Below are 26982 nucleotides of genomic sequence, written 5' to 3'. Positions count from 1 at the left end.
ACCCCTTTGTAGGGATTAGGCACCAATTGGCTAGAATGAATGACAGCAAATCCATACACCGCCTGCTAAATTATATGATGAACAAAGGGAATACTGACCAATTAATAGTAAATGCGGCATGTTCCATTTCTAATTCCAATAAGTCAAATTCACTTTTGACCGATTTTATTTGTTTTATTTAATTTGGCCCTGGGAAATCATAAAAGAGCTCGAATAAAAGTCACACTGTACTATGCACCTTGAACACAAAAGCTTGGAACAATCTTTTTTCTGTCAAAAATGATCTAGTAGATGAAAGGGTGAAGGATATGACGATTGACCGAATATGTACTATTGGTCCAGCGAGCAACAACAAAGATATGTTAGCGAAACTCATTCAAAATGGCATGACCATCGTGCGCTTGAATTTATCGCACGGTTCCCGCGAAAGCCATCGGGAAGTCATTCAATTAGTGAGATCATTGGATGATTCCATCAAAATCTTAGGCGATTTGCAGGGACCTAAAATTAGATTAGGCGTAATTGAGGGAGATCAAATTACACTTCAAGAAGGAGATTCTTTCACTTTATATACCAGCACTGTCACGGGTAATCAAGACGGGGCCAGTGTGGACTATTCCGGCATCATTCATGACGTGAAAGAAGGCAGCCGGATTCTCATTAATGATGGGCAAGTGGAATTAGTCGTCAAAAAGGTAGAAGTGGCTAAAATTGAAACAACGGTGAAGGCAGGAGGTGAAATCGCATCCCATAAAGGCGTCAATTTACCCGGTACGCCTGTAAATTTGCCGGCTATTACAGAGAAGGATCAACAAGACATACAATTTCTTGTACAAGAAGAGGTTGATTATATCGCTTGTTCATTTGTTCGAAAATCCGCTCACATCCAAGAGGTACGTGATTTTATCAAACAGCTGACAAAGGATTCTCCAATATTAACGGCTAAAATTGAAACAATGGAAGCACTCGAACATTTTCAGCCTATTTGTGAAGCGGCTGATGCCATTATGATTGCGCGGGGAGATTTAGGAGTTGAAGTACCTTATCATTGGATTCCTGTGTTGCAGAAATCGATGATTAACGAGTGTAATCGAATGAATACATATGTTATCACGGCTACTCAAATGCTTCAATCGATGGTCGACCATTCCATTCCTACAAGAGCTGAAGTGACAGATGTCTTTCAGGCTGTACTCGATGGAACGAATGCTGTGATGCTGTCTGCTGAAAGTGCAGCAGGAGATTATCCTGTACAAAGTATCGAAACCTTGCGCCTCGTTTCCCAGTTTGCAGAATCCATAAAAAAAGAGGCTCCCTTCGATATGGCAGATATGTTAAAACTGATAGAGAAAGTGTAATGCTCACCAGCCTTCTCTGCGGCAAGCTATGAAAACAGTAGATTTATATGTCGGGACTACTTTGAAAAAAACATCAATAAAGGAGCGGGCTAAACAAGCCGGCTCCTTATCAAAAAAAAGACCCCCGGCCAAGAAAAACCGGAGGCAAAGGTGAAGCAACTTCAATAAAGGGGAGTGTTGCTTTTTACTTTTTCCCCCAATGGAAGTTTCTCAAACTAGTTTTTTTAGTTTTCCGTTTTTTCACTCCCCTACCCTTTCCCCATTTATATAATATGCCGGCTCGGAAAAAGGAATAAAGACGACCTCTACCTCGTCAACACCTGTTGACATGATCTGTTTAGTTACGGCTTGCGCAAATTTGTCTCGAGCCTCTTGCCCGCGCTCGAACCATTTTACTTCAATAAGCGGGAAAGAAGGAATTTCCTCTCCGTCAAATACAAATGTGGAATGGGGCACCTCGAACGTGAAATTATCCGTCCCGCATTCACAGATTTTCGCAAGTTCACTCACTAACGGCTTGCTGATTTTCTTCATTTCTTCTATTGATATTCCTCGAATCACTAAGTGCGGCAATTGTATTCCCTCCATTATGTATGATTATCATATAATAGCATGAATCCTCATCTTTATAAAATCAAGGCTTGACTCATTCTTCTTCAATATAAACAAGCCATCCATACCTTTGTTTTAATTCGGCTGCCATGCGTTCAGCTGTGGCACGGTCACTGAACGTACCGGTGCGCAAGCGGTACTTTTTGGCGTGAACGGCCGCTGCCGCTTGGCTTAATGGCTTCGCCGCCAACTCAAATAGCCTCGGAATCGCTTCATTGATATCCACATTTCCGCTGATCCCGTTTACTTTCCCGGAATTTGTATACTGGAACATATGCCACTCATTCCATGTATGGTTGGCCATCGGGGCTCTCTCTGTCGTATAATGAGCTACCCACAAAGGGAATTGCCCTACCTTACTTTTTAAATAAGAGCGGGCATAACTGGCACTCGAATAAATCATCACGGGGTGTCCCGTTTTATTTCTCACATCCGTCATCCACTCATAGGCAAAGTTTGTTAATCGGTCTGCACCTAAATCTGCGGCGACCTCTAAATCAAGGCAATACGGCAAATCACTTTCAAGTGACTTCGTGACTTGGATAAAATGGTTCACCTCATCTGCAGGTCTGTTATTATCAGGTCTGGCAAAATGGTAAAAGCCGACCTTTAGTCCCGCTGCCTTCGCACCTTCATAATTGATTAAGCATTTAGGATCCGTAAAGGTTCTTCCCTCGGTCGCCTTTATGTAGACACCATTCACTCCGTCCAAAGCAACCTTTTTCCAATCAATCGCTCCATTATGGTGTGAAACATCAATGACTTTATAATTGCCGGCACATCTCGCTTGCATGAATATCATCTCCTTCTTACCGTAGCGGCTATTACTCAATAAACATCTTGTCTTATAAAAACGATGAAGGAAACCAACAACGCTGCCGCTCCCCAAATCGATAGTACCGCAAGAGAAAAGCCTAAAGACATACCTTCAATAGGGGGAGCCGCCCCTCTCAAATAAGAGGTCAAATCCAAATTAACCATGAAGAGATATTTGGCTGACTCCCAGGAAGAAACCATGCTGCTTAATATCGTTCCGGAAATGAGGCAAGCTAACATCACGCCCATTCCGGCGGCTGTACTTCTGATGAGAACGGACAGCATAAACGAAAAAGTGCCCACCACCAGGGAAACAAACCAGGCTAAACCTAACTCCATTAATAAATATTGCCACTGGGGAATAAGATGGACGGCGGAAGTATCCAATTCTCCTCCTTCAATGGTAAAACCCGTTAAAACAGGGGCCTTCCAACCCGTGAAACCAAACACGATACCGGATATCAAATAGGCTAACAGCCCAAACAGTAAAATAATCAGGGAAACGGAAAAAACGAGCGTCATATATTTACTGAGTAAGATTTTCCACCTTTTCACCGGTCTTGTCAGCAACAGTTTGACCGTCCCCATACTATGTTCCGAGGAAACGAGATCTGCTGCGACCACCATAATCATTAACGGCAGCAAAAGCTGAATCGAATTTTCCACAAAGCCTCTTACAAAGGTTGGGGCACCAGGCTCTGCCGGATTAATATTATGATCCAGATAATATTGCTGTTGGGTCACTCTGATCTGCAATTGTTTTTTCCACTCTTCAGAAATTCGGCTTCCGCTGAGCCTGTTTTGCGTGTCGACGATTTGCTGCTGCAAGGAGGTCCGCCAATCGGTCGTTCCCAGCCTTTCCTTCAGCCTTTCCGTTTCTTTATATTGAGCGTAAGTAAACATGGCAATCAACGCAGCCATGATCATTGTTACGACCACGATCCTTTTTTTCGCTACAAGCTTAATCAATTCATTTTGCAGCAAATTAATCAATGGAATGCCCCCCTGTCATTTCAAGAAATAAATCTTCCAATGTCGGGAGCCTTCTATTCATTTCCTTTACCGTTACCCCGGCTTCAAGGAGCCTGCGATTCCACTCTCCCGCCTCATTTTCCAAATAAGGGGTGATGAGCATTTCGCCTTCCTCTTTCACAAACTCCGCCAATTCTTGCAATACCCTTTTCCCTTCTTGAAGGGGAGACACTTTCCATATAAGGAGCTCCTGGCGGGAAAGGAGCGTTTCAACAGATTCGGTATGAAGAATTTGACCTTTCGCGATAATGGCGACACGATCACACATCAATTGAATCTCGCTGAGCAAGTGGCTCGATACAAGCACACTCAAGCCTTCCTCCTCGGCCAAAAAGCGGATGAACTTGCGCATTTCGCGAATACCAGAAGGATCCAGGCCGTTTGTCGGCTCGTCGAGAATGAGAACATTCGGTTTTCCAAGCATAGCTTGGGCGATCCCAAGCCTTTGTCTCATCCCTAAAGAGTAGGTTTTCACTTTATCATGAATTCTTTCCTGCAGACCCACCAAACGGGCCACTTCCATGACACGATCATCTCCTATGCCTGGAAGCATCCTTGCAAAATATTGAAGATTTTCCCATCCGCTTAAATATGGATATAACTCTGGATTTTCTACAATACAGCCAAGATGCTGCATCGCTCCCGTAAAATCGTCCGCTGCATCCTTACCGCAAATGCGAATGGTACCGGAAGTAGGCCGTATCAATCCGACAAGCATGCGAATCGTCGTCGTTTTTCCAGCTCCATTTGGTCCTAAAAAACCGAAAACCTCTCCCTTTTTTAGTTCAAAATCAATTCCCTTGATGATTTCCTTTTTGCGAATCGTCTTCCGTAATCCCTTGACGGATAATGTCACTTCACTCATTCTCTTCCCCCTTACCACGTAATTAAGGATGCTACCCGCTCTGCTATTAATTGATAGCCTTCCGCATTCGGGTGAAACTTGTCCGTATACAGGTAATCATCGACCTTCAGCTGAAACAAATCAAATGTAGGCACAAACACAGTCTTTGGATATTTTGCACTGACCTCTGCACTTTCGTAATTCCAGTCCCTGACGATTTTCGAAGTAAGCTCTGCGTCATCCAGTTCAATAAAGGGATTATATAAACCAATAAGAAAGATATCGGCTTCAGCATTTACGGAACGAAGATTCGTTAAGATGCTATTTACATTTTGCACATATTTCTCTTCTGATTCTTTTACTTCATCCGTATTTAAGTTGACAAGTGCTTGACCGCCGCGAAAGAGATCGTTTCCTCCAATCGTGATGAGGATCACATCCGCTGTTTTCACTTGTCTTTGCACTTCCTGCTGCTTCACCTGGTCAGCCAGCTGTACAGACGTTTGTCCTTTAATCCCTAGATTCGAAAGGAAGATTCTCTGATCTGATTTTTCCTCCAGATGATCAATTAAAGCGCCAACATATCCTTTCCCTTTAGGATCTCCTGTTCCTCTCGTGAGCGAGTCTCCCAATGCTACTACATCAAATTGGTCGTTTTCTTTCGCTGCCGTCTCTACATGTTTCGTTTCCATACCTGGAGGCTTTCCCGGTTTATTGAAATAATCGTACATCGACCATCCGAGGCCGGCTATCCATAAAAGGCAAGAAAGCCCAGAAATCACGGCAATAAATTGAACCCACTTTCCTCTCAATTGTTAGCCCCCTTTTCTAATTTCTTTCAGGAGAATTATAGCAAATAGCTGTGTACAAGCGTTAATGTTTAACAAAGTAAAATCAGGTCTTGTGATTTACTAGAGACTTATGGGACAGCCTGTTTAAACGAAAATACTCAACAAAACAGACCCTTGCTTACATTCAGCAAGTTACCTGATCCATCTATTTTAGATTGAGAGATTCTTTTTTTAAAAGGATCTGGTAAAAAATTGTAGAATTCATAGATGATAAGACAGCATCAAAGTGAATAGTATAGTTCTGAGTGATTAAATTCATTTAAGATGGAGGTTATGTTCATGAGTAAAAAAATACTGATTATTACTGGAGATGCGGTAGAGGCGCTTGAAATTTTTTATCCGTATTATCGTTGCCTGGAGGAAGGATTCGATGTAACCATCGCTTCACCTTCTGTGAAAAAACTGCAGACGGTAAGTCACGACTTTATAGAGGGAATGGAAACATATGTAGAAAAACCGGCATATGGCATTGATTCTCATGTCGCCTTTGCCGATGTTGCCCCCTCCCAATACGATGGGTTGATTATTCCAGGAGGACGGGCCCCTGAATATATTCGGTTAGATGAATCGGTGCCGAACATTGTCCGCCACTTCTTTGAAGAGAATAAGCCGGTTGGGGCAATCTGCCATGCGGCGCAAGTGTTATCCATCGTTCCGGACTTAATGAAAGGCCGGGAATATACAGCATATATTGCCTGCAAACCTGATGTATTAGCATGTGGAGCTACATATATTAATGAAACGCTGCATACGCATCAAAACCTTGTATCCGGCCATGCTTGGCCTGATTTACCCGGTTTTATGCGTGAATTTATTAACTTGCTTAAATAAGTGATACCATTTAGAAAATGGCCCTCTATCCAGCTGAGGGTCATTTTTTTAGGTTATCCATTATTTTTAGAATTACTCTGTCCTTTCGTAGCTTTCCGAATTGTTACAAATGCCTGTCACCCCGACTATTCGGCAAAGGCCAAACATTGATTGGCCCAAACGTCATGTTTTTCCCAGAACTGTTTTCTTAATCTGATTATTTTTAATGAGTTTAGAGAAAATAAGATAACCATTTAACATTATTTTCTCTTATGTAAAAGTGATCAGAAATTAGGTGCTGTAATGGAGAAAAGAAAGATAGCGGCTATGACAATGGTCTTATTAATATTCTCTTTTATATTGCTTGATGTTTTAAATGGCACAAGGACAAAAGAAACACCACCGGCCACCATCCAATTAAGAATCATGGAAACGAACGATTTACATGGGAATATGTTGGACTATGACTACAAAAAAGACAAAAAGACCGTAGAATTTGGACTTGCAAGGGTTGCCTCATTAATTAAGCTTTCGAGAATGGAAAACGCAAATACTTTATTGTTTGATGTTGGAGATGTACTTGAAGGAAATGCCCTTGGCAAATATGCTTTAAAAAGCTTTAAACTGGATCAAATGCATATTCATCCTGTTTATAAAGTAATGAATTTACTGCATTACGATGCTGGTACAGTGGGGAACCACGAGTTCAAGTACGGCCTCAGATTTATGCGTGAAAGTTTAAATGGAGCGAATTTTCCGTATGTAAACGCAAATATTTATATAGATGATCACAATGATTTTGCGATTGATGATATTAACTTTTTTAATCCATATACCATTATGGAGAAAGAATTCATCGATACAAATGGGAAAAAACAAATTGTTAAAGTGGGAGTAATCGGCTTGATAAGTCCCATCACTGAAAAATGGAATAAAAAATTTTTCCGCGGCAACTTGAAGATCAAAAATATGCGGGAAACCGCAGAGCATTTTGTTCCGATTATGAAAGAACAGGGAGCGGATATCATTATTACCCTTGCCCATGTTGCCCTAAAAGCGGACAAAGGACTGAAACATAAAGAAGGAAATTCTGTTTATTCCCTAAGTAAAGTGCCGGGAATCGATGCCATTCTTTATGGACACAGCCATTTGCTGTTTCCCATTAAAGATTCAAAACCAGTTAAAAAGGGTGTCAACCCAAATGAAGGGACCATCAATGGAAAAGCTGCTGTTCAAGCAGGTTATTGGGGTAACCATCTCGGGATTATTGATTTAACGTTGGAGAAGGAGAATGGTGTGTGGGTAGTTAAACACAGACAATCATCCTTGCAGCCGGTTTGCAAAACGGTTAATGGTAAATTAAAACCAATAGTGCCGGTTGATAAAACGATTGTAAAGATGATGAAACATATTCACCTGGATACTTTAAAATATTTAAGAAACAAATAGTGGAATACTTAAAAACGAAAAACGGGTTCAGTTCCCGCCATGCTAATCATTTAACTCAGCCGGAGACTGAACCCATACTTTCCGAATTCAATTTTGTGTAAATATAAAGCACTAATCAATTTTGAAGATTAGTGCTTTATTGTTAAAAATCCTCCATGTTATGAAGCATCCATGCGGTCCATCCATTAATGCAAGGCTGAACGTTAGCTTTTTGATTCACATCAGCAGGCCGTGAAGACCGCCCAGCAGTGAGAAAATAATGAGATGATCTCCGATGGCAATCAAAAAAGAGAGAATCTAATACTTTACGATTCTCTCTTTCTTTTGCCGGAGACCATTCGGCCCCATTGTTATGTTAAAGTCATTTGATGGGCATGCAGCTTAGCAAAAACCCCTTCTTTTCGTGCAAGAAGCTCTGAATGCGTACCGTCTTCTGCAATCCCCTCCTCGGTGACGACAAGGATACGGTCCGCTTTTCGAATCGTGGCCAGCCGGTGTGCAATGACAAGGGTTGTACGGTTTTTTGATAGATCATTTAGCGTTTCCTGAATAATGGCCTCTGTTTCCGTATCCAATGCTGAAGTGGCTTCATCTAAAATCAGGATAGGCGGATTTTTCAGGAACATACGGGCAATGGCCAGCCGCTGCTTCTGGCCCCCTGATAATTTTAGGCCCCTCTCTCCGATTTCTGTGTCATAGCCGTTAGGTAATGAGTCAATAAGCTCCGTTAAATGTGCTTTTCTTGCTGCTTCTTCAATCTCCTCTTGAGTCGCATGCAGTTTTCCATACGCGATATTTTCTCTTATCGTTCCTGTAAATAAAAAGACATCTTGCTGCACAATGCCAATCTGGGCACGCAATGATTCTTTTGTCATATCGCGGACATCCATTCCATCAATTTTTATAGCCCCTTCTGTCACATCATAGAATCGCGGAATTAATGAGCAGATGGTTGTCTTTCCAGCACCGGAAGGACCAACAAAGGCTACCGTTTTACCTGCTTCTATAGAAAATGAAAGATTCTGCAAAATGGTCCGGCTGTCTTCATATCCAAAACTAACATTCTCAAAATCTATATTGCCTTTTAAGAAAGGCACTTCAATGGCATCCGGCTGATTTTCAATATCTGGATGCTGGTCCATTAACTCCGTAAAACGTTTAAAGCCCGCCATGCCTTTCGGATACAGCTCTAGTAATGCACTTATTTTATCGATGGGCTTAAAGAGGATGTTAACGTATAAAATAAAAGCTACCAATTCTCCATAGGACAGGCTGCCGGCAAAACTCAGCCACGCCCCGTACACTAAAATGACAAGTGTCATCATACGGGTCGTCATATAGATTCCGGATAAATTCCAGCTCATCACTTTATATGCTTTTAACTTGGACTTGCGGAAAAACTGATTGTTTTCATTAAAGCGGTCTATTTCATACTGCTCATTCGTGAAAGATTGGACAACGCGCGCACCTGAAACACTATCTTCCACCCGCGCATTCACATCGGCAATATTGCCGTACATTTGTACCCATGCCTGGTTCATTTTAATGTTTGAATACGAAATTAACCAAACAAGGAACGGAACGATAATGATGGCTACAAGAGCAAGCTTCACGTTAATCGTCAGCATGATCCAAAAAGCCCCGATAAAGGTTATGATGGCAATAAAAAAATCCTCCGGACCATGATGAGCCAGCTCGCCAATGTCCATCAAGTCATTGGTGATACGGCTCATGATATGCCCTGTTTTCGTATCATCGAAGAAACGGAAAGACTGGCGCTGAACGTGGTTAAACAGTTCCCGCCGCATATCCGTTTCAATATTAATCCCCAATTTATGCCCCCAATAGTTCACGACAAACTGCATTCCAGAACTCATTACATACAGTGTTAAAAGCCCGGCACTCACTGCTGTTACTGTACCCCAATTACCTTCCGGGAGCAATTCATCAATAAACCAGGAGACAGCAATAGGGAAGCCCAACTCTAAGAGACCAACCAGCAGCGCACAAAAAAAGTCTATGTAAAATAGCTTTTTATGAGGCCGGTAGTAGCTAAAAAATCGTCTTAACATTGATATGGCACACCCCATTCTCATTGAAAATCATTCTTAATTATTTTTTTTAAAAAGTACCATATAAAAAGATTTTACGCCATAAAAAAAGGAAAATACCTGTCACCCTCCCCTTCTGTCGATGCATTCGACATAATCCGAGTGGTGACAATGCACTTAATTAAAAACTGTCGCTAAGAAGGCTTTAAATTGCTTCACTTCATATGTTTCTGTTTTCGTCACAACATATGTAAAGGAAACAGGCGGAATGATTTTATCCGGCTTAACCTCCATCAAGGTTTTATTTTTCAACTCCTCTTGAACCATGGATACCGGTAAATATGAAACGCCTAGTCCTTGCTCGATAAATCGTTTTGTAATTTCAACTTGGGTAACAGGAATGGTGCGGATTCTTGGGTAGCATCTTTTAATTTCAGAAAGAAGGGTTTCCCAGTAAGATGGGTGGTTATTCGTTAACAGTCTGTATTGCCGAAGGATTTCCTTTTCTTCGATGAGAGATTGTTCTGTTTTCTCGATAAATGGTACGACTAGTATAACAGGGTCTTCGTGGACAGTCTCATAATCTATGTTTGTTTGGAGCGGCTTCATTTTCGTCAAGCCAATATCTGCCTTACCGAGGCTGATTTCTTCTCCTATTTCAAAGGAGCGGACCACATTGATGATGACCTCAATGTCTGGATACTCCTCGATAAAACGGCGTAAAAACGGCGGGAGCATGGAAGCTGCGATTTGCGGAGCAGCCGCAATGGTCAGCTTGCGATGGTACCCCTGCTTCCATCCCTCGAACTCTTCCATTCCCTTTTCATATTTTTGTAAAATATCCGCAGCATATGGAAAAAACTTATATCCGGCTGAAGTAAGAGCTATGCTTTTGCCTGTTCGTTCAAACAAAGCAGCGTTAAGATGCTGCTCCAGCCTTTTTATGTGCTTTGTCACAGCAGGCTGTGTTAAAAAGAGCTCCTCGGATGCCCTGTGAAAATTTTCATGCTTCGCTGCAGCAATAAACGTTTTTAGCCACTTTATGTCCATTTTTATGACAGTCCTTTTCATTAATAACGAATGGTTATTAATCATCTCATTTTTTGTTAATTTCCATTATATACTAACTGCCTTATAATTCATATTACAGTACTCAATATTTAGGGGGCTATATAAAATGACGACAACCAAAAAAGAAGTAAAAGAAACATTTAATAAAAATGCAGCTCAATATGACCAGCAACGAAAAAAGTTAATCCCTTGTTTTGATGATTTTTATTCGATACCGGTTTCCATTATGGAGACAGAAACCGTCGCTCCTTCTGTATTGGATATAGGGGCAGGTACAGGATTATTTTCTTCTTTTGTCAGAGAAAAGTACCCGAACGCCTCCATTACTCTGATTGATCTTTCCGAAAAAATGATGGACATCGCCAAAAAAAGATTTGCAGATGATCCAAAGGTGGATTATATCGTTGCAGATTATACCGAACATGAATTTGACAGAACGTTTGATATTATCATCTCTTCCCTTTCGATCCACCATTTATCCGACGAAGAAAAAAGAAACTTATATCATAAAATTTTCTCTTTGCTCAACCAAGGTGGCATCTTCATTAATGCCGATCAAGTTCTTGGACATACTCCTTTTATTGAATCTGTGTACAAAAATGACTGGAGACAAAAAATCGAAAACAGCGGGTTAACGAGCGAGGAACTCAAGGCAGCTTACGAACGGACCAGCCTTGATCAAATGGCGCCGCTTGTAGACCAAATTCAGTGGTTAAAAGAAAGCGGCTTTCAGGATGTTGACTGCCTTTATAAATACTTTAATTTTGTCGTGTTGTTTGGCAGAAAAATGTAATGAACAAGGGACGTAAAAAAAGGAATAGGATATCCCTTCGATATCCTATTTCAATCCTCTTGCTTTTCTCGATCACTCATTACTTAAATGATGTTTAGGCAGATAAATCACAGCCTTAAATAAATCTCCATCAACGAGTATGTTAAATTTCCCCTTTTGTATCTCAATAAGGTTTTTCGCAATGGATAGTCCTAACCCGCTGCCTTGGGTCGTTCTGGATTCGTCACCTCTTTTAAAACGTTCCATTAATTCGTCTGCTGAGATGTTTAATTCATTAGCTGAGATGTTTTTGAAGGTGATCAGTATTTCGTTTCCTAAATCCTCAATATCTATATATACCCTTGACCCTTCGAGAGCATATTTGAATATATTAGATAACAGGTTCTCTATGGATCTCCATAATAATTTTCCATCCCCTGTAACATAGACCTTATCCTTTGGATAATTCATCTTAAAGTCTAAATCCATCGCTTCGATTTTGTCATTGACTTCCCCCAGCCCCTGAGTGATTAAGGATATGATATCAATTTTCTCAAATTCAACGGGGATATTTCCGCTGGAAGCCTTTGCTGCTTCAAATAAATCATCTGTTAAAACTTTTAATCTTTTCGATTTTTGATCCAGAACTTCAATATATTCTTCTGTCTTTAATGGATCTCTTTCATTTTTCAATAGATCGACATAGGTAATAATGGAAGTTAAAGGGGTTCTTATATCATGCGATACATTGGTGATGAGCTCTGTTTTTAACCGCTCACTTTTGAGTTCACTATCAACTGCTTTTTTCAAACCATCCGTGATGCTGTTTATATTGGAAGCAAGTCTTTCAAACTCTCCCTTTCCATCTACATCAATCCGATGATGAAGGTTTCCATCCTTTATGATCTCTACCCCTTCCTGTAGAGCATGGAAGGACTTGACCTTTTTATAAGCAAACCAGGCTGCTATGCCAATCGTTACCGGAAACATGAAAAAGGTTAATGCAACCACTATCGGATAGCCGATGACAATTAGTATCGTCTTTACACCAACGCTTCCACTCCTATATACATCTCCTGCAAATTTAACGAACCTGTAGATAAGACGATAGATCAATGTATGCTTGAAAAGTGTTTTGTTTTTGAAATGCTTGATAAGTGACAGTACCAGGACTAATCCGGCAATCGTAATGGGAATGGTAATAGGAATGATCAATTGGTCGATATTTTCAAATAGATCACCTACTAGCATAATCCAAAGCGATATAAGGAATAGGCATATCGCTATATTGACATCATTATATAATTTATCTACTCCATGTAAGTGTAGCTCTTGATCCTTAAATGATTTTCTTCCCATTACGATTACAAGATAGATAAAAGAAAGAGTGAACCCTGCCAAAAATCCTGCTAAATTATATACGTTTTTTGCAGCAATGGATTTGTTTTCTTGCCATTCTTTTATTTTTTGGTCTAAAAACTCTTCCGTAAAAGCAACATAAATCACCGTGTTTGCTGGATCCAGCCCATCCAGGTATTGGGTGACCCAATGTAAGTATTCATTTTCTTTTATTTCTTTTGGAAAAATCTCTTGTTTATAATTCTCAAATATCATATAAGAGGGATAGGTTTCAAACTGCTTTTTTTCTGTTATCGTTGTGTTTGTAAACACGTTTTTACCATCACTGGCATAAAAAAGCGGTGCCTCATACTCCTCTAGATTTTGCACTAGCCCATGAAACTCTCTTAAATCATCCTTAATCATCTTATCCTTTTCCTGAGAGATTTCGTCAGCATATTCTTTTTTAAACGTTTCATAATTTTTTGCTTCACCTAACGCAGGATTATAGCTTCTCGATTGGATTTGATAATCTGAAAATAAGGTTTCTTCTGTGTTTCTCCATTCATCCTCACTAATGGTTCCGCCGCTTGAAATATGTTCTTCATTCTTATATTCCCCTACTAGTCTTGTGAGATTGCTTATGAGATTTTCACTTTCCTGTACATAGGCTCTGCTTTGAAGATAATGATCTTCAAATACGCTATGAAAATCCCCTTCATTTACGATTTCAACCTCTACAACTGCGTTAATGACTCCCGTAAAACAGCTGATCGCAATCATAAAAACAACGATTTTCGTTATGATTGAATGACTATATTTTTTCAACTTTATATCCAACTCCCCATACCACCTTCAAATATTTTGGCTCTTTCGGATTTATTTCTATTTTCTCTCTGATTTTTCTTATATGAACGGATACAGTATTTTCAGGATTAAAAGCCGTCTCATTCCATACCTTCTCATAGATCTCCTCTATCGAGAAAACCCTTCCAGCGTTTACAGTCAGAAACTTTAATATTTTATATTGTACCGGTGTAAGATGGACCTCTTCCCCATCGACAGTGATCATTTTACTTTCATCATCAATCATAAGTCCCCCAGTCTGATATACATTGCTCCGAGTTTCAAGACCTCCTAAGGTTGTATATCTTCTCAGCTGTGATTTTACCCTAGCGATCAGCTCCAAGGGATTAAACGGCTTCGTAATATAATCATCCGCTCCTAAATTTAATCCGATTATTTTGTCCGAATCCTCAGCTTTAGCAGAAAGCATGATCAATGGGATGTTATTTTCTTCTCTAATCTTCATGGTTGCCCTGATCCCATCCATTTTAGGCATCATAATATCCATAATAATAAGATGGATATTATGCTCTCTGATTACTTCTATGGCTTCTATTCCATGAAAAGCTTTCAATATTCTATAACCTTCATTTTCTAAATAAATTCCGATAGCATCGACAATAGCCTTATCATCATCACAAATCAATATGTTCATGAAAATTCACTCCTCAATGTGCATTTCAACATTTATATCACCTCTTTGTTATTCTTACTAAGAGAATGATATCAATCAAATCTTAACAAATACTTTATGCAATTCTTAAGATTTTCTTAGTGTTTTAAAAGAATCAGCAATAAGACGGTTAAGAACTATAACAAAATGATTGTCCCATAAGTCATAAGGAGGCCGCAAAAAACTATTTTTCACTTGAAAGGACCCGTCGTAAGAATCCTTGATTTTACTGGATTCTTACGACGGGTCCTTATGCTTTTTATGCCTATTAAGTCAACCTCTTTCAACCCATTTCTATGTATAAATCATTATGAACATCTTACAGTATTTTTTACCTGCAAAGTCAAGAATTTCAGCCTAAAAAACGCCCCATCAAGCGGTTTTTTGCCAACTTTACTTCTCCCTCTCCCTTATAATCAAACTGACGATAAAGAAAAAATCTACTTTTCTATTGAACTTCATTTATGTATATTCCACTCTAATTATTACATAATTTCCCTTTGATTTTAATCCGATTAAAAAATAAATCAGCATTCAAATCCGTAATTAAATCACATTTGTCCTCAGACATAAAAAAACGGGGATATCCCCGTTTTCATGACATGTTTTCTTCACCTGCTAATTCATACACCGCTTCTTCTAAAACGTCGATAAATGGCAGCATCGAACGTTTTTCATCAAAGAGATGGTAAAGACGAGCAATCATGGATGGACTCTTATCAAATTTTTCTTGCATCCGTTCTATCAAATACTCATTGAGCGGCAATCTATTTTCAACAAGAGATTTTAAATCTTCTAAAAATACTCTATCGTTGTTCATCATCTCTTCATTCCCCCTTTGATACTTCTATTCTATCATATTTTTATAATTTTCAGAATAATTTTCGAGGGAATTATATAGATTAAGCTAGAAAATTCGACATGACTCAAGAACGGCCATACCCAATTTTCTCAACTTTTGAAGGGACACTCAAGTTGTCTGGAACCCCTCTTATGACTACCTTTCGATGGAATGAAGATGTGTCGAATTATTCAGTAGAATATATAGACTGAATAAGCATCAGCGGGGGATAAATGCCCCCACCGATGGAAGTTCCCTTTATTGAACAATATTTAACACTGTCACTTTTTCACGTGTCATCGACTCCAGGCTTTTTCGAATCCCTTGCGCTCCCATCCCAGAGCCCTTTACGCCGATAAATGGGAAATGATCTGGACCGCGTTCTGTGCGCCCGTTTATTTGAACAGAACCTGTCTCAAGTTTGTTTGCAATCGTAAATGCTTTATTTATATCTTTTGTAAAGATGCTTGCCTGCAAACCAAATTCAGATTCATTGGCAATCTGGATTGCTTCCTCATCAGATGACACACGGATAATCGGCAATACAGGTCCAAATGGTTCTTCCCATGCTACACGCATGTCCTCTGTCACGTAATCAAGAAGCGTCGGGTAAATTAAGTTGCGCTCGCGCTTGTTCCCAGTTATAACGGCAGCTCCTTTTCCAATTGCATCGGCAATTAAAATTTGAACAAAATCAGCAGATTGCTCATCAATTAACGGAACAACTGTACTGCCGTTTTCCGGAGAGCCCACAGACAACTTCTCGATTTCTTCTTTTAATAGTTCAACAAGCTGATCCGCTGCATTTTCATGGACTAATACACGTTTAATGGCTGTGCAACGCTGACCTGAATAAGAAAATGCGCCGCTGACGATTTGTTTGGCCGCTTCATATAAATCAGCATCTTCTCTCACGATCCCAGGGTCTTTTCCGCCAAGTTCAAGAACAAGCGGAACCATTGACGCTTTTTTTGCCAAATGAAAACCGGTCGTAGTGCCGCCTGTAAAGGAAATCATATTAATTCCTTTATGCTCCACAAGATAATCTCCGATTACAGAACCCCGGCCTGTCACAAGGTTCACAAGACCTTTTGGCAGCTCCGCCCTATGAAGTGCTTCAATCATTTTTGTACCGCTTAAGGCACCTTGCGTAGCAGGTTTGAAAATAACAGAATTTCCAGCCATCAATGCAGGTGCTACTTTCGCTGCAGCTAAGTTTACAGGGTAGTTGAATGGAGGAATCGCTAATACGACACCCAGTGGAACCCGCTGAATAACGGCAATTTTATTTTGTGATCCGCCCGGGAAGCTGTCTCCCCTCATGCTTTCCCCATGCATATGCAATGCCTCTTCAATCGTGTAACGAATGAAATCAGCTGAGCGTACAACTTCATTTTTCGCATCTTTGTAGCTTTTTCCAACTTCTTTCATAATGATTTCTGCAATTTCATCTTGCATATTAACTAATTCATCAGCCCATTTATGTAAATAATTCGCCCGTTCCTGCAGAGAAGTCTCTGCCCAGCTTTTTTGTGCTTGTTGGGCAAAGTAAATAGCCTCATCCACTTCTTCTTTCGTAATCGCTTGAACTTGTCCAATCACTTCATTAAGGTACGGTGATTGAATGTCAATTGTCTCTCCTGATTTGCTCTTTTTCCATTCCCCGTTTACATAGAACTCATACGCCGTTAAAGTTAACACGTTTGTTGTCATAAAATAGCCCCCTTTAATAATGAATAGCTTTCAGTTCAATAGAGTGAATTTTCAGTTTATTAACTAGAGAAAACAGTACCGTTCGCTCTTGTCGGGTCAAATTAAGTCCCGGTTAGACATATTACGTCCCGATTAGTCTAAAAAAAATTCACTCCGATGATTTTTTATTCTAGCAGGTTATACTTTTCACGACAACTACTTTTTAGATATTTCAGAATATTTTTCATTGTTTTTATTTTTAGAAAACGCTTTCATCTATCCTAATAAAGATGAATAAACCGATCGTTAAGTTTAAATCAAAAGGTCACTTTAAGGCCCCTAAATTATTATTTACAGATAATAATACAAGATCTTGTTTGCTCAATTTCGCTTTTCTTGATTTTTAAAAAATTTATCTCCTAAAATGCTTATCTTTTCATTCTGATATAAAAAAATATGGCAAGGAGTTATCTGTATATCCCTTCCCAGAATAATATACAGTAAAAATTTATCTCTTATAACACGTTCAGCCCCCCGCCAAGTTAATCATTACACTTAACGGGGGACTGAACATGAACTTCAAAATATTAAAGCAGACTCTTTCCTTTTTGTTTCAAACCTTCCTGCATCATGACCAATTCTTCTGCCAATGCTCGAATACGGGCTAAAACATCTTCATCCGCAATTTCATTATCCAGGTTGTAATGGCTCGTATGTGCATAAACAGAGCTTGGGGCCACAAATGAGCGGAAATAACCTGCGATTGGCTTCAGCTGATTTTCAATGACAAGATAATGCTGATAGGTGCCGCCATTGGCTGCAAACCCCATCACTTTCCCACGAAAAACATCCGGCGGGACTAAATCAAACACATTTTTTAACGGTGCCGGCATGGAACCATTGAAAATCGGAAAGCCGATAAGATAAACATCCGCTTCCGTTACAGCTTGGATGATTTTTTGCGTATCTTCATTGTATTGGTCCGTTTTTCTGCCATCACAAAATTGCATCTCATAGTCTCTTAAGTCGAGCAGATTTGTTTGTATCTCCGGATCGACGTTTTTCACCTCAGCAAGGATTGCGTTTACAAGGGCTGCTGTCTTTGCCCCTAGAATAGTTCCTGAAATTCCCAATATTTTCATGTTAACCTTTTCCCCTTTCTATTCTCGTCCACATAATCTATTAGACATTTATATAGTACTTTCCTCTTTTTACAGCATTACCTAATTCAGCTGTTAAATAAGCCTATCCCGAAGGACAGACTTATTCAGCAGATTGTGTTCTCTTATCCTGGGGTAAATCATGTTTGCACGTGAATGTCTAAGTGATATGTGAGTAGGCTGAGAGCAAGAAAATTTCAACTAATAGGAATGAATGATTTTGATCAGACAATAGCCCCGGCCACATCATAGAGACTGAGGTCCAATTCCGTTGGCTGGCCAAGCGCAAGCCTTGCCAGTTCAGCACCGAGATAAGGTCCGGCCGTCAATCCCGAAGCACCGAGTCCATTTGCCACCAACAGTCGTTTGAAACCTGGCAGTGGACCTATGACAGGAAGGAAACCTGGAGTGAATGGCCGAAACCCTACTCTTGTTTCAAGCACTGTGCTGTTGGCCAAACCGGGAGCCACTGCCAATGCTTTGTCAAAAATTTCATGAAGCCCCCCTGCTGTTACCCGGTAGTCGAGCCCGGTATCATTTTCATGCGTTGCCCCCGCCACTACTCTGCCGTCTTCAAATGCGAGGATGTACTGGTCATTCGGAGGCATGACCACCGGCCAGCTTCCGGTATCCGTATCTGGCATATGGAGATGAACGATTTGCGCTTTTTGATAGGTCACTAAAAAATTGATACCGAGCGGCTCCAACAGCTCGTTTGCCCATGCACCTGCTGAGACGATCACCTGATCAGCCAGCAGAGTCTTTTCCTCTAGTTTAATGCCAATGACTTCGTTACCTTCATAAACTAATGCCGCATTTCCTTGAAGAACGGCGGCCCCATGTTTTTTGGCCCCATTTACGAGAGCCTGGCGGAGAGCCCTTCCGTTGACGCGAGCCGCACCACTTATATGAACAGAAGCGTATTGCTCAGATAAAGCCGGAAATAACTTTTTCGTTTCAGCCGGCGATAAACGGCTAATGTCGCCCATTTCCGGAGCGTCCTCACGACGTTTGTACGCCCTTTCCTCCATTTTATCCAACTTTGCATCATCTGTATGAAGACTGATGGCCCCAACTCGTTTATAACCTGTGTCCGTTTCACCATCCTCTTCCAACTGCTTAATCAAATCACCGTAGTATTTTGCCCCGCCTTTTGCCATTTGGTACCAGGCTTGATTACGGCGCTGCGAGAGCCATGGGCAGACAATACCCGCTGCCGCATCGGTAGCCTGTCCCACATCTCCGCGATCAACCAATGTAACATTCGCCCCTGCTTTTGCGAGGTGATAAGCTGTAGACGCTCCAAGAATTCCAGCTCCAACTACAATGTATGTACCCATAAAAACATCCTTTACGTTTTAATTCTTTTACTGCATATGTACTTCCCCATTTAACTATAGCGGTGTTGAATAAAAAACTCCACATCAGAAAACCATTCGCCATGACCTTTCATTGGTCATGGCGAATGGTTTAAATGGACTATCATATAGCTCACTTCATAACTAGACACCTCTCGATTCAATGAAGAGGCAACATAAACGGTCATTCAGACAACTTGAATTCCCCTCAAAGGTTTACACCTATGCGGATGGCGCCAACCCCGCAAGGGGGGTGGCATCCGCTTAGGTCTAGAACATTCAGCATGGCCGTTCTTTGGCCATGCTGAATGTTCTAGATCGATCTCATATATCGGTAGGACATATATCTCTCTTGTTCATTACTAAAGCGGCTTATTTGTTCACATATTCTTAGAAAGTTCTTCGCTTCATAAAAGGGAATCGCTTTTTCATTCCCTTTCGCAACAGAAACCCACTGTTTCGTTAATCCTTTTCCAGTTTGAATATCGGTTAAATGATCTAACAGCAATGTCCCAATTCCTTCTCCCCTGCGCTGATAGTCAGCGTACAAGGTGAAAATTTCTCCCCTGTCTTTTCCGATTTGTCCTCCGGCAATTGCTCCTACTACGTTATTATTTTCTAGAGCGACATACCAGACATAGGGGTTGGCATCACCTTTCATTACTTCACTATATATACGCTCGTATGCATAATAGCTTTTCGTGACCCGATCTATATATTCAGGGCTTCTAATGTCTCCATAGGTAGCATGCCACCCTTCTACACAAACATTTATAATTCCAGGAACATGCTCAGCAGCAGCTTGAACAATAGCAAACTTTGAAACCGCCGTTTCCTCATTCCTCATTACTTTTTCACTAACTAAAACCATTTTCAACCCCTCCAGTATTGGAAGCCCCAAAATAGATGTATTTATCCCTCATTAACGGGCGGTGAGATCCCCCACTTCAAAACAGGACGTAATCGCAGAAGTTTAAGTGCGGGATCACTTGCCCGTAAAAGCCCGATTAAAGGAACACAGACTAACATCGCCGCGTCCTGCGGCAACGTCTGTGTGACCCCCGCCTCGTGCGGGCCTAACTAACCATCAGCGGGGGATGAAGAGCTCCCACTGATGAAAGTTTCCTTTATTAATAATCATTCATCACAATTTCATTTATAATGGATATTATAAATGATTTTTAAATAAAAATACACATATTTAAATAAATATTCAAACAAAAAATTCTTATGATTACTAAAATTTTCACTCTGAATCAGCCGCTTAGGTCTAGAAATTTTGACATGGCCGTTCTTTGGTCATGTCAAAATTTCTAAATCGATTTATATAGATATTGACACAAATCACGATAATATGTTAATTAAATAGTGATTAGCACTCTAATCGACAGAGTGCTAATCACTCAAACATCTTACAAAGATCTTGACTATTATTTCTTGCTGCATTAATCCCATGTTCACGCAGCAATTAAATTGAAAGGAGAAAGTTTGATGGCTAAAAAACAGTTTAAAGCAGAATCTAAAAGACTATTAGACATGATGATCAACTCCATTTACTCTCAGCGGGAGATTTTTTTGAGAGAGTTAATTTCGAATGCAAGTGATGCAATCGATAAAATTTATTACAAAGCATTAACGGATGATACGTTAACGTTTGAGAAAGATCATTATTACATAAAAGTGGCTGCGGACAAGGAAAAGCGTACATTAAAAATTTCCGATACCGGTATTGGAATGACGAAGGAAGAGCTTGAAAACAACCTTGGAACCATTGCCAAGAGCGGCTCTTTAGCTTTTAAAAATGAAAACGAATTAAAAGACGGACATGAAATCATCGGCCAGTTTGGAGTCGGCTTTTATTCCGCGTTTATGGTCGCTGACGTCGTAACTGTCATCAGCAAAGCGTTAGGCAGTGACGAAGCCTATAAATGGGAATCTACTGGAGCAGATGGATACACCATTGAATCGTATGAAAAAGATTCGGTGGGTACAGAAATTATTCTAAAAATCAAAGAAAATACAGAAGATGAGAACTATGATGAATACCTCGAAGAATATCGATTAAAAGCAATCATCAAAAAATACTCTGATTTTATCCGCTACCCGATCAAAATGGATGTAACCGGAAAGAGACCTAAAGAAAGCAGCGAAAACGAATTCGAGGATTATCGTGAAGAACAAATCATCAATAGCATGGTTCCAATCTGGAGAAAGAACAAAAATGAGCTCACTGCTGAAGATTACGAGCAATTTTATAAGGAAAAGCATTACGGTTTTGATAAACCAATCAAACATATCCACATCAGTGTCGATGGTGCGGTCAGATATAATGCCATTTTATTTCTCCCGAAAAACATTCCGTTTGACTATTACTCAAAAGAATATGAAAAAGGATTAGAGCTTTACTCCAACGGCGTATTGATCATGAACAGATGCGCGGACTTGCTTCCTGACTACTTTAGCTTTGTTAAAGGAATGGTCGACTCCGAAGATTTGTCCCTGAACATCTCAAGGGAAATGCTGCAGCATGACCGCCAATTGAAGCTGATTGCCAAAAATATTAACAAAAAGATTAAAAGTGAATTGCAAAACTTATTGAAAAATGAACGAGATCAATACGAAGAGTTTTTCCAATCCTTTGGCAGACAATTAAAATACGGGGTTTACAGTGATTTCGGAAGTCATAAAGATATATTGCAAGACTTGTTGATGTTCTATTCTTCCAAAGAGAAGAACATGGTGACATTAGACGAATATGTATCAAGAATGCCTGAAGATCAAAAATATATTTATTATGCTTCCGGAGAATCCCGCGAAAGAATCGAGAAGCTGCCGCAGACGGAGTTATTAGTAGAAAAAGGCTATGAAATTTTATACTTTACAGATGAGATTGACGAGTTCGCCATCAAAATGCTCATGACATACAAAGAAAAAGAATTCAGATCCGTATCAAGCGGTGACTTAGGGATTGAGACAGAGGAAAACGAAGATCAAAATGAGGAAAGCAAGTCAGAAAATAAAGAACTCTTTGACTATATGAAAAACGTATTGGCGGGTAAAGTAAAAGATGTACGAGTATCAAAACGATTAAAAACCCATCCCGTCTGTTTATCTACTGACGGTGAAGTAACGATTGAAATGGAAAAAATACTGAAGTCCATGCCGAATAACGAAAACATCCAGGCCGACAAAGTATTGGAAATCAATATTAATCATGAGGTGTTCAACTCATTGAAAGATGCTTTTGAACACGATAAAGAGAAATTAAATCTCTATACAAATCTTTTGTACAATCAAGCCCTTCTCATTGAAGGATTGCCAATCCATGATCCGGTAGAATTTACAAATGATATATGCAAAATCATGGTATAAAGAAATGGAGATGGATGAAAGACATCCATCTCCATTTCTTTACTCTTTGGAAATTCATAATCGATTACCATGCATGCGATTCTTACTCCATATTTTTAAACGTATCTCCCCCTTCGATCGTTCCATTTTCAAATCCTTTATTAAACCAACTCTTTCTCTGCTCGGATGTTCCATGCGTAAAACTTTCAGGGACAACATATCCTTGAGCCTTTTTTTGGATCGTGTCATCACCGACCGCACTTGCTGCATTCAATGCTTCTTCCAAATCGCCCTCTTCAAGCAAATCCATCCCTCTTGCATGATAGGCCCAAACACCGGCATAATAGTCGGCCTGCAATTCAAAGCGAACCTGATATTTATTAAACTCCGTTTGACTGAGTTTTTGACGAAGAGGCATCACCTTCTCGGTTGTCCCCAAAAGCGTTTGCACGTGATGTCCCACTTCGTGAGCGATTACATAAGCCATCGCAAAGTCCCCGGGAGCCTGAAACTTTCGCTGGAGCTCATCATAGAAACTCAGATCAATGTATAGCTTGTGGTCACCCGGACAATAAAACGGCCCGACTGATGAACCGGCTGTTCCGCAAGCGGATTGGACGCTGTCCGTATACAATACAAGGGTCGGTTCTTCATAAACTAAGCCTTTCTCCTTGAAAACTTCTGTCCATACTTCTTCTGTATCTGCAAGGACGACCGATACAAATTCCGCGAGCTCCTTCTCCTGTTCTGTTTCCTCATAAGGCGCTGCCGTATCTGAACCTGTGTCCGTCATATCGTTTAACAAAGCTCCAGGATCACCGCCAAGCAGTGTCACAATCAGCAAGATGATAATGCCGCCGATTCCTCCTCCAACGAGCGTTTTCCCCCCCATTCCCCTCCTATCCTCAATGTTTTCGCTTCCTTTTCTCCCTTTCCATTTCATCTCATTTCCTCCCTGATAGTATGTAGAATAAATCATGGTAATTTTAATCGTTCTATACCCGCATTTGGCTGGTTTAAAGCTTATATGTATTATTTCAAAATGAAGGAAGATTACTCATTTCATTCCAATCATAGATTTCAGATTACAGGCTGATAAAAGCAGAAAAAAAGAACACCCTCCAATGAGTTTGTTCTCCACCATTAACGATTAAGTTAACATGAATTTCTTTCTTTGATTTGGCCCTGCTTTGAATCATTTTCTCCTTGGCATCATTCATCTATTCTTAATTAGATGAAGCTCTGTTTATACTTTTAAAATAAAGAATAAATACCGATAATGAACCAACAATTAAAATGGTTAACAGCCCAAAAGTATTACGATAAATTACTTCAGGGAGGAACTCTTTTTGCCATACAAGCAATAGCCCGGCAAGTGCCACACCGAACGCACCGCCAAAAAATTGAATTAACTGAGCCATGCCCATTCCTGTTCCAATCTCCTGCTTCGGCAAAATTCTAGATGCTTCATTTGCGATGCTTGAAGTCAAAGCAGAAAAACCTGTACTCATAAACATATAGGTTACGAGAATGACGTACGGTGACAAGCTTGATAAAAAGGAAAAAGACATCGTTGCGATAAACAGAAAGAAATGGCCAAAAAAGATTAACGGAACATTGCCCAGCCGGTCAATTAAGCGGCCGATAAATTGGGCGGCTGCGGCTGACAGCATGGCACCCGGAAAAATAATCATTCCGATTGCGGCCGGTTCTTTATTAAACATGACTGAAAGCATGATCGGCATTAAAAACAGCGTTGAGAAATGAATGATAAAAGCAGTAAATCCAACAAACAACAGCTTCGTATATTGCCGATTTTTCAGAAGGTCAGGCTGAATAAAAGGCATTTTCACATGGTGAATATGTCGCCACAAAATGGCCATTGCCAAGAGACTTCCGAATAAAACAGGATACGAAAATGTCGATAAAAATAATAAAAGGCCTGTCACGCTTAACCCTGTCAGTACTCCTCCCAAGGTATCAAATTTGACTTTTTGTCCCCCCTCTGTCGGAAGGAGCTTTTTAAATAACGGAAATAATAAAAACACTAAACTAGTAATCACAAACAAATAGTGCCATCCAAACAACTGAATAATGGCACCTCCGATAACCGGTCCCAAGCCGAATCCTAATGACGCTGCCGACGCGATAAGCGACATGGCTTTTCCCCTTCTTGATACCGGAATATACCTTCCCGCAAGTACCATGGCGAGTCCGGGAACAGCTCCTGCACCGGCCGCTTGCAGTAATCGTACTAGTAATAACAAATAAAATTGATTCGCAAAAAGGCCTGCAATAGAAGAAATACCTAATACCGTCAGCCCAAATATCAACAGCCTTTTGATCGGAATGAAATCGGATAAACGGCTGTATGTTAACGTTGAAATGGCAAATACAATGGAATACCCCGATACAATCCACGATGCCGTAGATGATGACAGCGTAAAGTCGTGTAACACACTCGGCAGCGCAACATTAAACATAGTCGTGTTCATTACAACAAGCCACACGGTGAAACTCCATAAGAGAATGACTTTATTCTCCTGAAATGCTTCTTGATCTTTATTCATTGTCATCGAAGAAGACAAACTTGACATGCAATCCCCTCTCTTTACTATCATCCTTCATTTTTATGATTCTGCTCTCACAACGGGCAGTAACCCTCCACTCATGGCAGGGTTGTATTAAAGGATTTGACTTGTTGATTGAATCCAAATAATTATCTGTAATTGTAAGGAGTCCCGTTGGAAAAATCAAGGAATTCGTCTTGCGTTTCAATTCTTCCTCATCATTAACATTGCACTTCAATGATTCCATGTACATAAAAACACCCGTGTCCTTAAACACGGGTGGAGGAAGTATTACTCTCCTTCGTTGACGACGATTTTGTAATTTAGCGATTGAAGTGTGTTGTCGTATGCCTCACGTGACACTATGTAGTACGTTGTATCATTATCTGTTACCACGAGCTCCTCAGGGCTTTTATCAACCTGTGCAGCCTGCAGGTTGGAGTAACTTGCTCCTAACATTTCGGAAATATTCATATTCTTCACCTCCTCCCCTCTTATTGTAACGATTATTTTAAGGAAAACCATACGAAATTTTCAAAACTCCCTATCATTTCTGTACTTTAATTTACATGATAATTTAAATACGTTTTTATTTCACCCGGTAAAACAGTTGTATCCCATGGATGCCAAAAAAATACTTTTCCATCAAAGTGCAAAGAGAAATTATACGCAATTGGGGAATCTGTGTAAAATACCATTTGGAATATGACAGGGTCACCTTCAGATGTATTCGGAATAAAGTTGGATTGCTGTTCTCCCCTGTTGAGCAAGGAAAGGAATTCGTCCATTTCCTTTCTTTCCGTTAACTGCTGCAAAAGGTCATATGTTCCCGCCGCATCGCGTTCATAGAGTTCAATCTTCTTTACTTTTTCTTGAGGCATATCCTTGAAGTGCCAGCTTTGCCCTTTTCCATCCTCTCTGACATGGTACAATCGATAACCGTTAATTTCATTTTCATCTTTAACAGCTCTTAAAGATTCTTCGTTCTTAACAGCGTAAATTTTTGTTCCTTTTTCCCAAAAAGCAGCGTCACCATCTTTTATTTTGTAATGGGGATTTGTGACCTGGTCTGCCACCTTAAATTGAACTTCCCCAACCGCCTCTCCAATATCTGTCGGATTGGCAATCACTCCCGTGTATATTCCGTCATACTCTTTTCCATCCAGTTTAATAAAATCGACCCAATCAATTTCTATATGCCTTTCAAATGTATCCAGCTCTTTTTGCATAAAGCCGCATCCTGTCAACAACATAGCCGTCATAAACACAAAGATTAATCTTTCCACAAACTCACCCCTTTACTAATTAGACGGTAGAATCACTCCATCTGTTACCCTGTTTTAGAATTTTTTGGTAATTTTATCCATTTAGATTATAGTGGCTTTCCGGCTGTCATAATAGTTCTTAGTTACAATAAAAAAGCTTGGATTCCACTCCAAGCTTTTTTATTAATTAGAGCAGTCTCTAAGCTATTATTTTGCCTGTGA

Annotated in this window: 23 protein-coding genes; 5 read left to right on the top strand and 18 right to left on the bottom strand. The window is 40.2% G+C overall.

What is annotated here, in order from left to right:
- Window positions 1-308 precede the first annotated feature (308 nt).
- On the top strand, window positions 309-1358 hold the full coding sequence (locus tag BK575_RS08565; RefSeq protein WP_078410006.1) for a pyruvate kinase: 1050 nt from the start codon (window positions 309-311) through the stop codon (window positions 1356-1358).
- A 240-nt stretch (window positions 1359-1598) separates the two neighbouring features.
- Here the strand turns inward: BK575_RS08565 and BK575_RS08560 are convergent, their stop codons facing one another.
- The 5 genes from BK575_RS08560 to BK575_RS08540 form a co-directional block, all read right to left on the bottom strand.
- Complete coding sequence (locus BK575_RS08560; protein WP_078410005.1) at window positions 1599-1931, bottom strand: DUF1904 family protein; 333 nt, start codon at window positions 1929-1931, stop codon at window positions 1599-1601.
- Window positions 1932-2004: 73 nt separating this feature from the next.
- Window positions 2005-2763, bottom strand: a complete 759-nt coding sequence (locus BK575_RS08555) for a GH25 family lysozyme (RefSeq protein ID WP_169907663.1) — start codon at window positions 2761-2763, stop codon at window positions 2005-2007.
- 35 nt (window positions 2764-2798) lie between these two features.
- Complete coding sequence (locus BK575_RS08550) at window positions 2799-3779, bottom strand: ABC transporter permease (protein WP_078410003.1); 981 nt, start codon at window positions 3777-3779, stop codon at window positions 2799-2801.
- Window positions 3772-4683, bottom strand: coding sequence for an ABC transporter ATP-binding protein (locus BK575_RS08545; RefSeq protein WP_078410002.1), 912 nt, complete (start codon window positions 4681-4683; stop codon window positions 3772-3774). The genes BK575_RS08550 and BK575_RS08545 overlap by 8 nt, the downstream gene beginning before the upstream one ends.
- An 11-nt stretch (window positions 4684-4694) precedes the next feature.
- Complete coding sequence (locus BK575_RS08540) at window positions 4695-5474, bottom strand: SGNH/GDSL hydrolase family protein (protein ID WP_235867341.1); 780 nt, start codon at window positions 5472-5474, stop codon at window positions 4695-4697.
- Between the two features lie 318 nt (window positions 5475-5792).
- Here BK575_RS08540 and BK575_RS08535 point away from each other — a divergent pair, with 318 nt between their 5' ends.
- On the top strand, window positions 5793-6344 hold the full coding sequence (locus BK575_RS08535; RefSeq protein WP_078410001.1) for a DJ-1/PfpI family protein: 552 nt from the start codon (window positions 5793-5795) through the stop codon (window positions 6342-6344).
- Between the two features lie 282 nt (window positions 6345-6626).
- A complete protein-coding gene (locus BK575_RS08530; RefSeq protein ID WP_235867340.1) occupies window positions 6627-7772 on the top strand; it encodes a metallophosphoesterase in 1146 nt (381 codons plus the stop codon).
- 350 nt (window positions 7773-8122) lie between these two features.
- On the opposite strand, the gene BK575_RS08525 is transcribed toward BK575_RS08530, so the two are convergent.
- Window positions 8123-9844 (bottom strand): ABC transporter ATP-binding protein, encoded by a 1722-nt coding sequence (locus BK575_RS08525; RefSeq protein WP_078410000.1) that lies wholly within the window; start codon window positions 9842-9844, stop codon window positions 8123-8125.
- Between the two features lie 156 nt (window positions 9845-10000).
- Window positions 10001-10873, bottom strand: a complete 873-nt coding sequence (locus BK575_RS08520; RefSeq protein ID WP_078409999.1) for a LysR family transcriptional regulator — start codon at window positions 10871-10873, stop codon at window positions 10001-10003.
- Between the two features lie 127 nt (window positions 10874-11000).
- Here BK575_RS08520 and BK575_RS08515 point away from each other — a divergent pair, with 127 nt between their 5' ends.
- On the top strand, window positions 11001-11687 hold the full coding sequence (locus BK575_RS08515) for a class I SAM-dependent methyltransferase (RefSeq protein ID WP_078409998.1): 687 nt from the start codon (window positions 11001-11003) through the stop codon (window positions 11685-11687).
- Between the two features lie 72 nt (window positions 11688-11759).
- Here the strand turns inward: BK575_RS08515 and BK575_RS08510 are convergent, their stop codons facing one another.
- The 7 genes from BK575_RS08510 to BK575_RS08480 form a co-directional block, all read right to left on the bottom strand.
- Window positions 11760-13844, bottom strand: a complete 2085-nt coding sequence (locus BK575_RS08510) for a HAMP domain-containing sensor histidine kinase (protein ID WP_078409997.1) — start codon at window positions 13842-13844, stop codon at window positions 11760-11762.
- Entirely contained in the window at window positions 13819-14505 is a 687-nt protein-coding gene (locus BK575_RS08505) for a response regulator transcription factor (RefSeq protein WP_078409996.1), read from the bottom strand. Before BK575_RS08505 ends, BK575_RS08510 begins: the two co-directional genes overlap by 26 nt.
- 613 nt (window positions 14506-15118) lie before the next feature.
- Complete coding sequence (locus BK575_RS08500; protein ID WP_078409995.1) at window positions 15119-15346, bottom strand: hypothetical protein; 228 nt, start codon at window positions 15344-15346, stop codon at window positions 15119-15121.
- Between the two features lie 276 nt (window positions 15347-15622).
- Window positions 15623-17077: an NADP-dependent glyceraldehyde-3-phosphate dehydrogenase gene (locus BK575_RS08495; RefSeq protein ID WP_078409994.1), complete on the bottom strand. Its 1455-nt coding sequence runs from the start codon at window positions 17075-17077 to the stop codon at window positions 15623-15625.
- 566 nt (window positions 17078-17643) lie between these two features.
- Window positions 17644-18198 (bottom strand): NADPH-dependent FMN reductase, encoded by a 555-nt coding sequence (locus tag BK575_RS08490; protein WP_078409993.1) that lies wholly within the window; start codon window positions 18196-18198, stop codon window positions 17644-17646.
- 242 nt (window positions 18199-18440) lie between these two features.
- The gene (locus tag BK575_RS08485) at window positions 18441-19556 is read right to left on the bottom strand and encodes an NAD(P)/FAD-dependent oxidoreductase (RefSeq protein ID WP_078409992.1); all 1116 of its coding nucleotides are present in this window, start codon (window positions 19554-19556) and stop codon (window positions 18441-18443) included.
- Between the two features lie 331 nt (window positions 19557-19887).
- The gene (locus tag BK575_RS08480) at window positions 19888-20445 is read right to left on the bottom strand and encodes a GNAT family N-acetyltransferase (protein WP_235867339.1); all 558 of its coding nucleotides are present in this window, start codon (window positions 20443-20445) and stop codon (window positions 19888-19890) included.
- Window positions 20446-21065: 620 nt separating this feature from the next.
- On the opposite strand from BK575_RS08480, the gene htpG reads away from it, so the two are divergent.
- Complete coding sequence (gene htpG, locus BK575_RS08475; protein ID WP_078409991.1) at window positions 21066-22946, top strand: molecular chaperone HtpG; 1881 nt, start codon at window positions 21066-21068, stop codon at window positions 22944-22946.
- Window positions 22947-23028: 82 nt separating this feature from the next.
- Here htpG and ypfJ read toward each other — a convergent pair whose 3' ends face one another.
- The 4 genes from ypfJ to BK575_RS08450 form a co-directional block, all read right to left on the bottom strand.
- Window positions 23029-23868 (bottom strand): KPN_02809 family neutral zinc metallopeptidase, encoded by an 840-nt coding sequence (ypfJ, locus tag BK575_RS08470; RefSeq protein WP_078409990.1) that lies wholly within the window; start codon window positions 23866-23868, stop codon window positions 23029-23031.
- 283 nt (window positions 23869-24151) lie between these two features.
- Window positions 24152-25522, bottom strand: a complete 1371-nt coding sequence (locus BK575_RS08465; protein ID WP_078409989.1) for an MFS transporter — start codon at window positions 25520-25522, stop codon at window positions 24152-24154.
- Window positions 25523-25786: 264 nt separating this feature from the next.
- Entirely contained in the window at window positions 25787-25969 is a 183-nt protein-coding gene (locus tag BK575_RS08455) for a hypothetical protein (RefSeq protein WP_078409987.1), read from the bottom strand.
- Window positions 25970-26055: 86 nt separating this feature from the next.
- Entirely contained in the window at window positions 26056-26781 is a 726-nt protein-coding gene (locus BK575_RS08450) for a hypothetical protein (protein WP_078409986.1), read from the bottom strand.
- Window positions 26782-26982 lie beyond the last annotated feature (201 nt).

This window comes from Priestia abyssalis (genome assembly GCF_002019595.1).
Taxonomy (GTDB): Bacteria; Bacillota; Bacilli; order Bacillales; family Bacillaceae_H; genus Bacillus_BA; species Bacillus_BA abyssalis.
The sequence above is the reverse complement of the archived record's forward strand: the minus strand, read 5'-3'. Positions and strand labels throughout refer to the sequence as shown.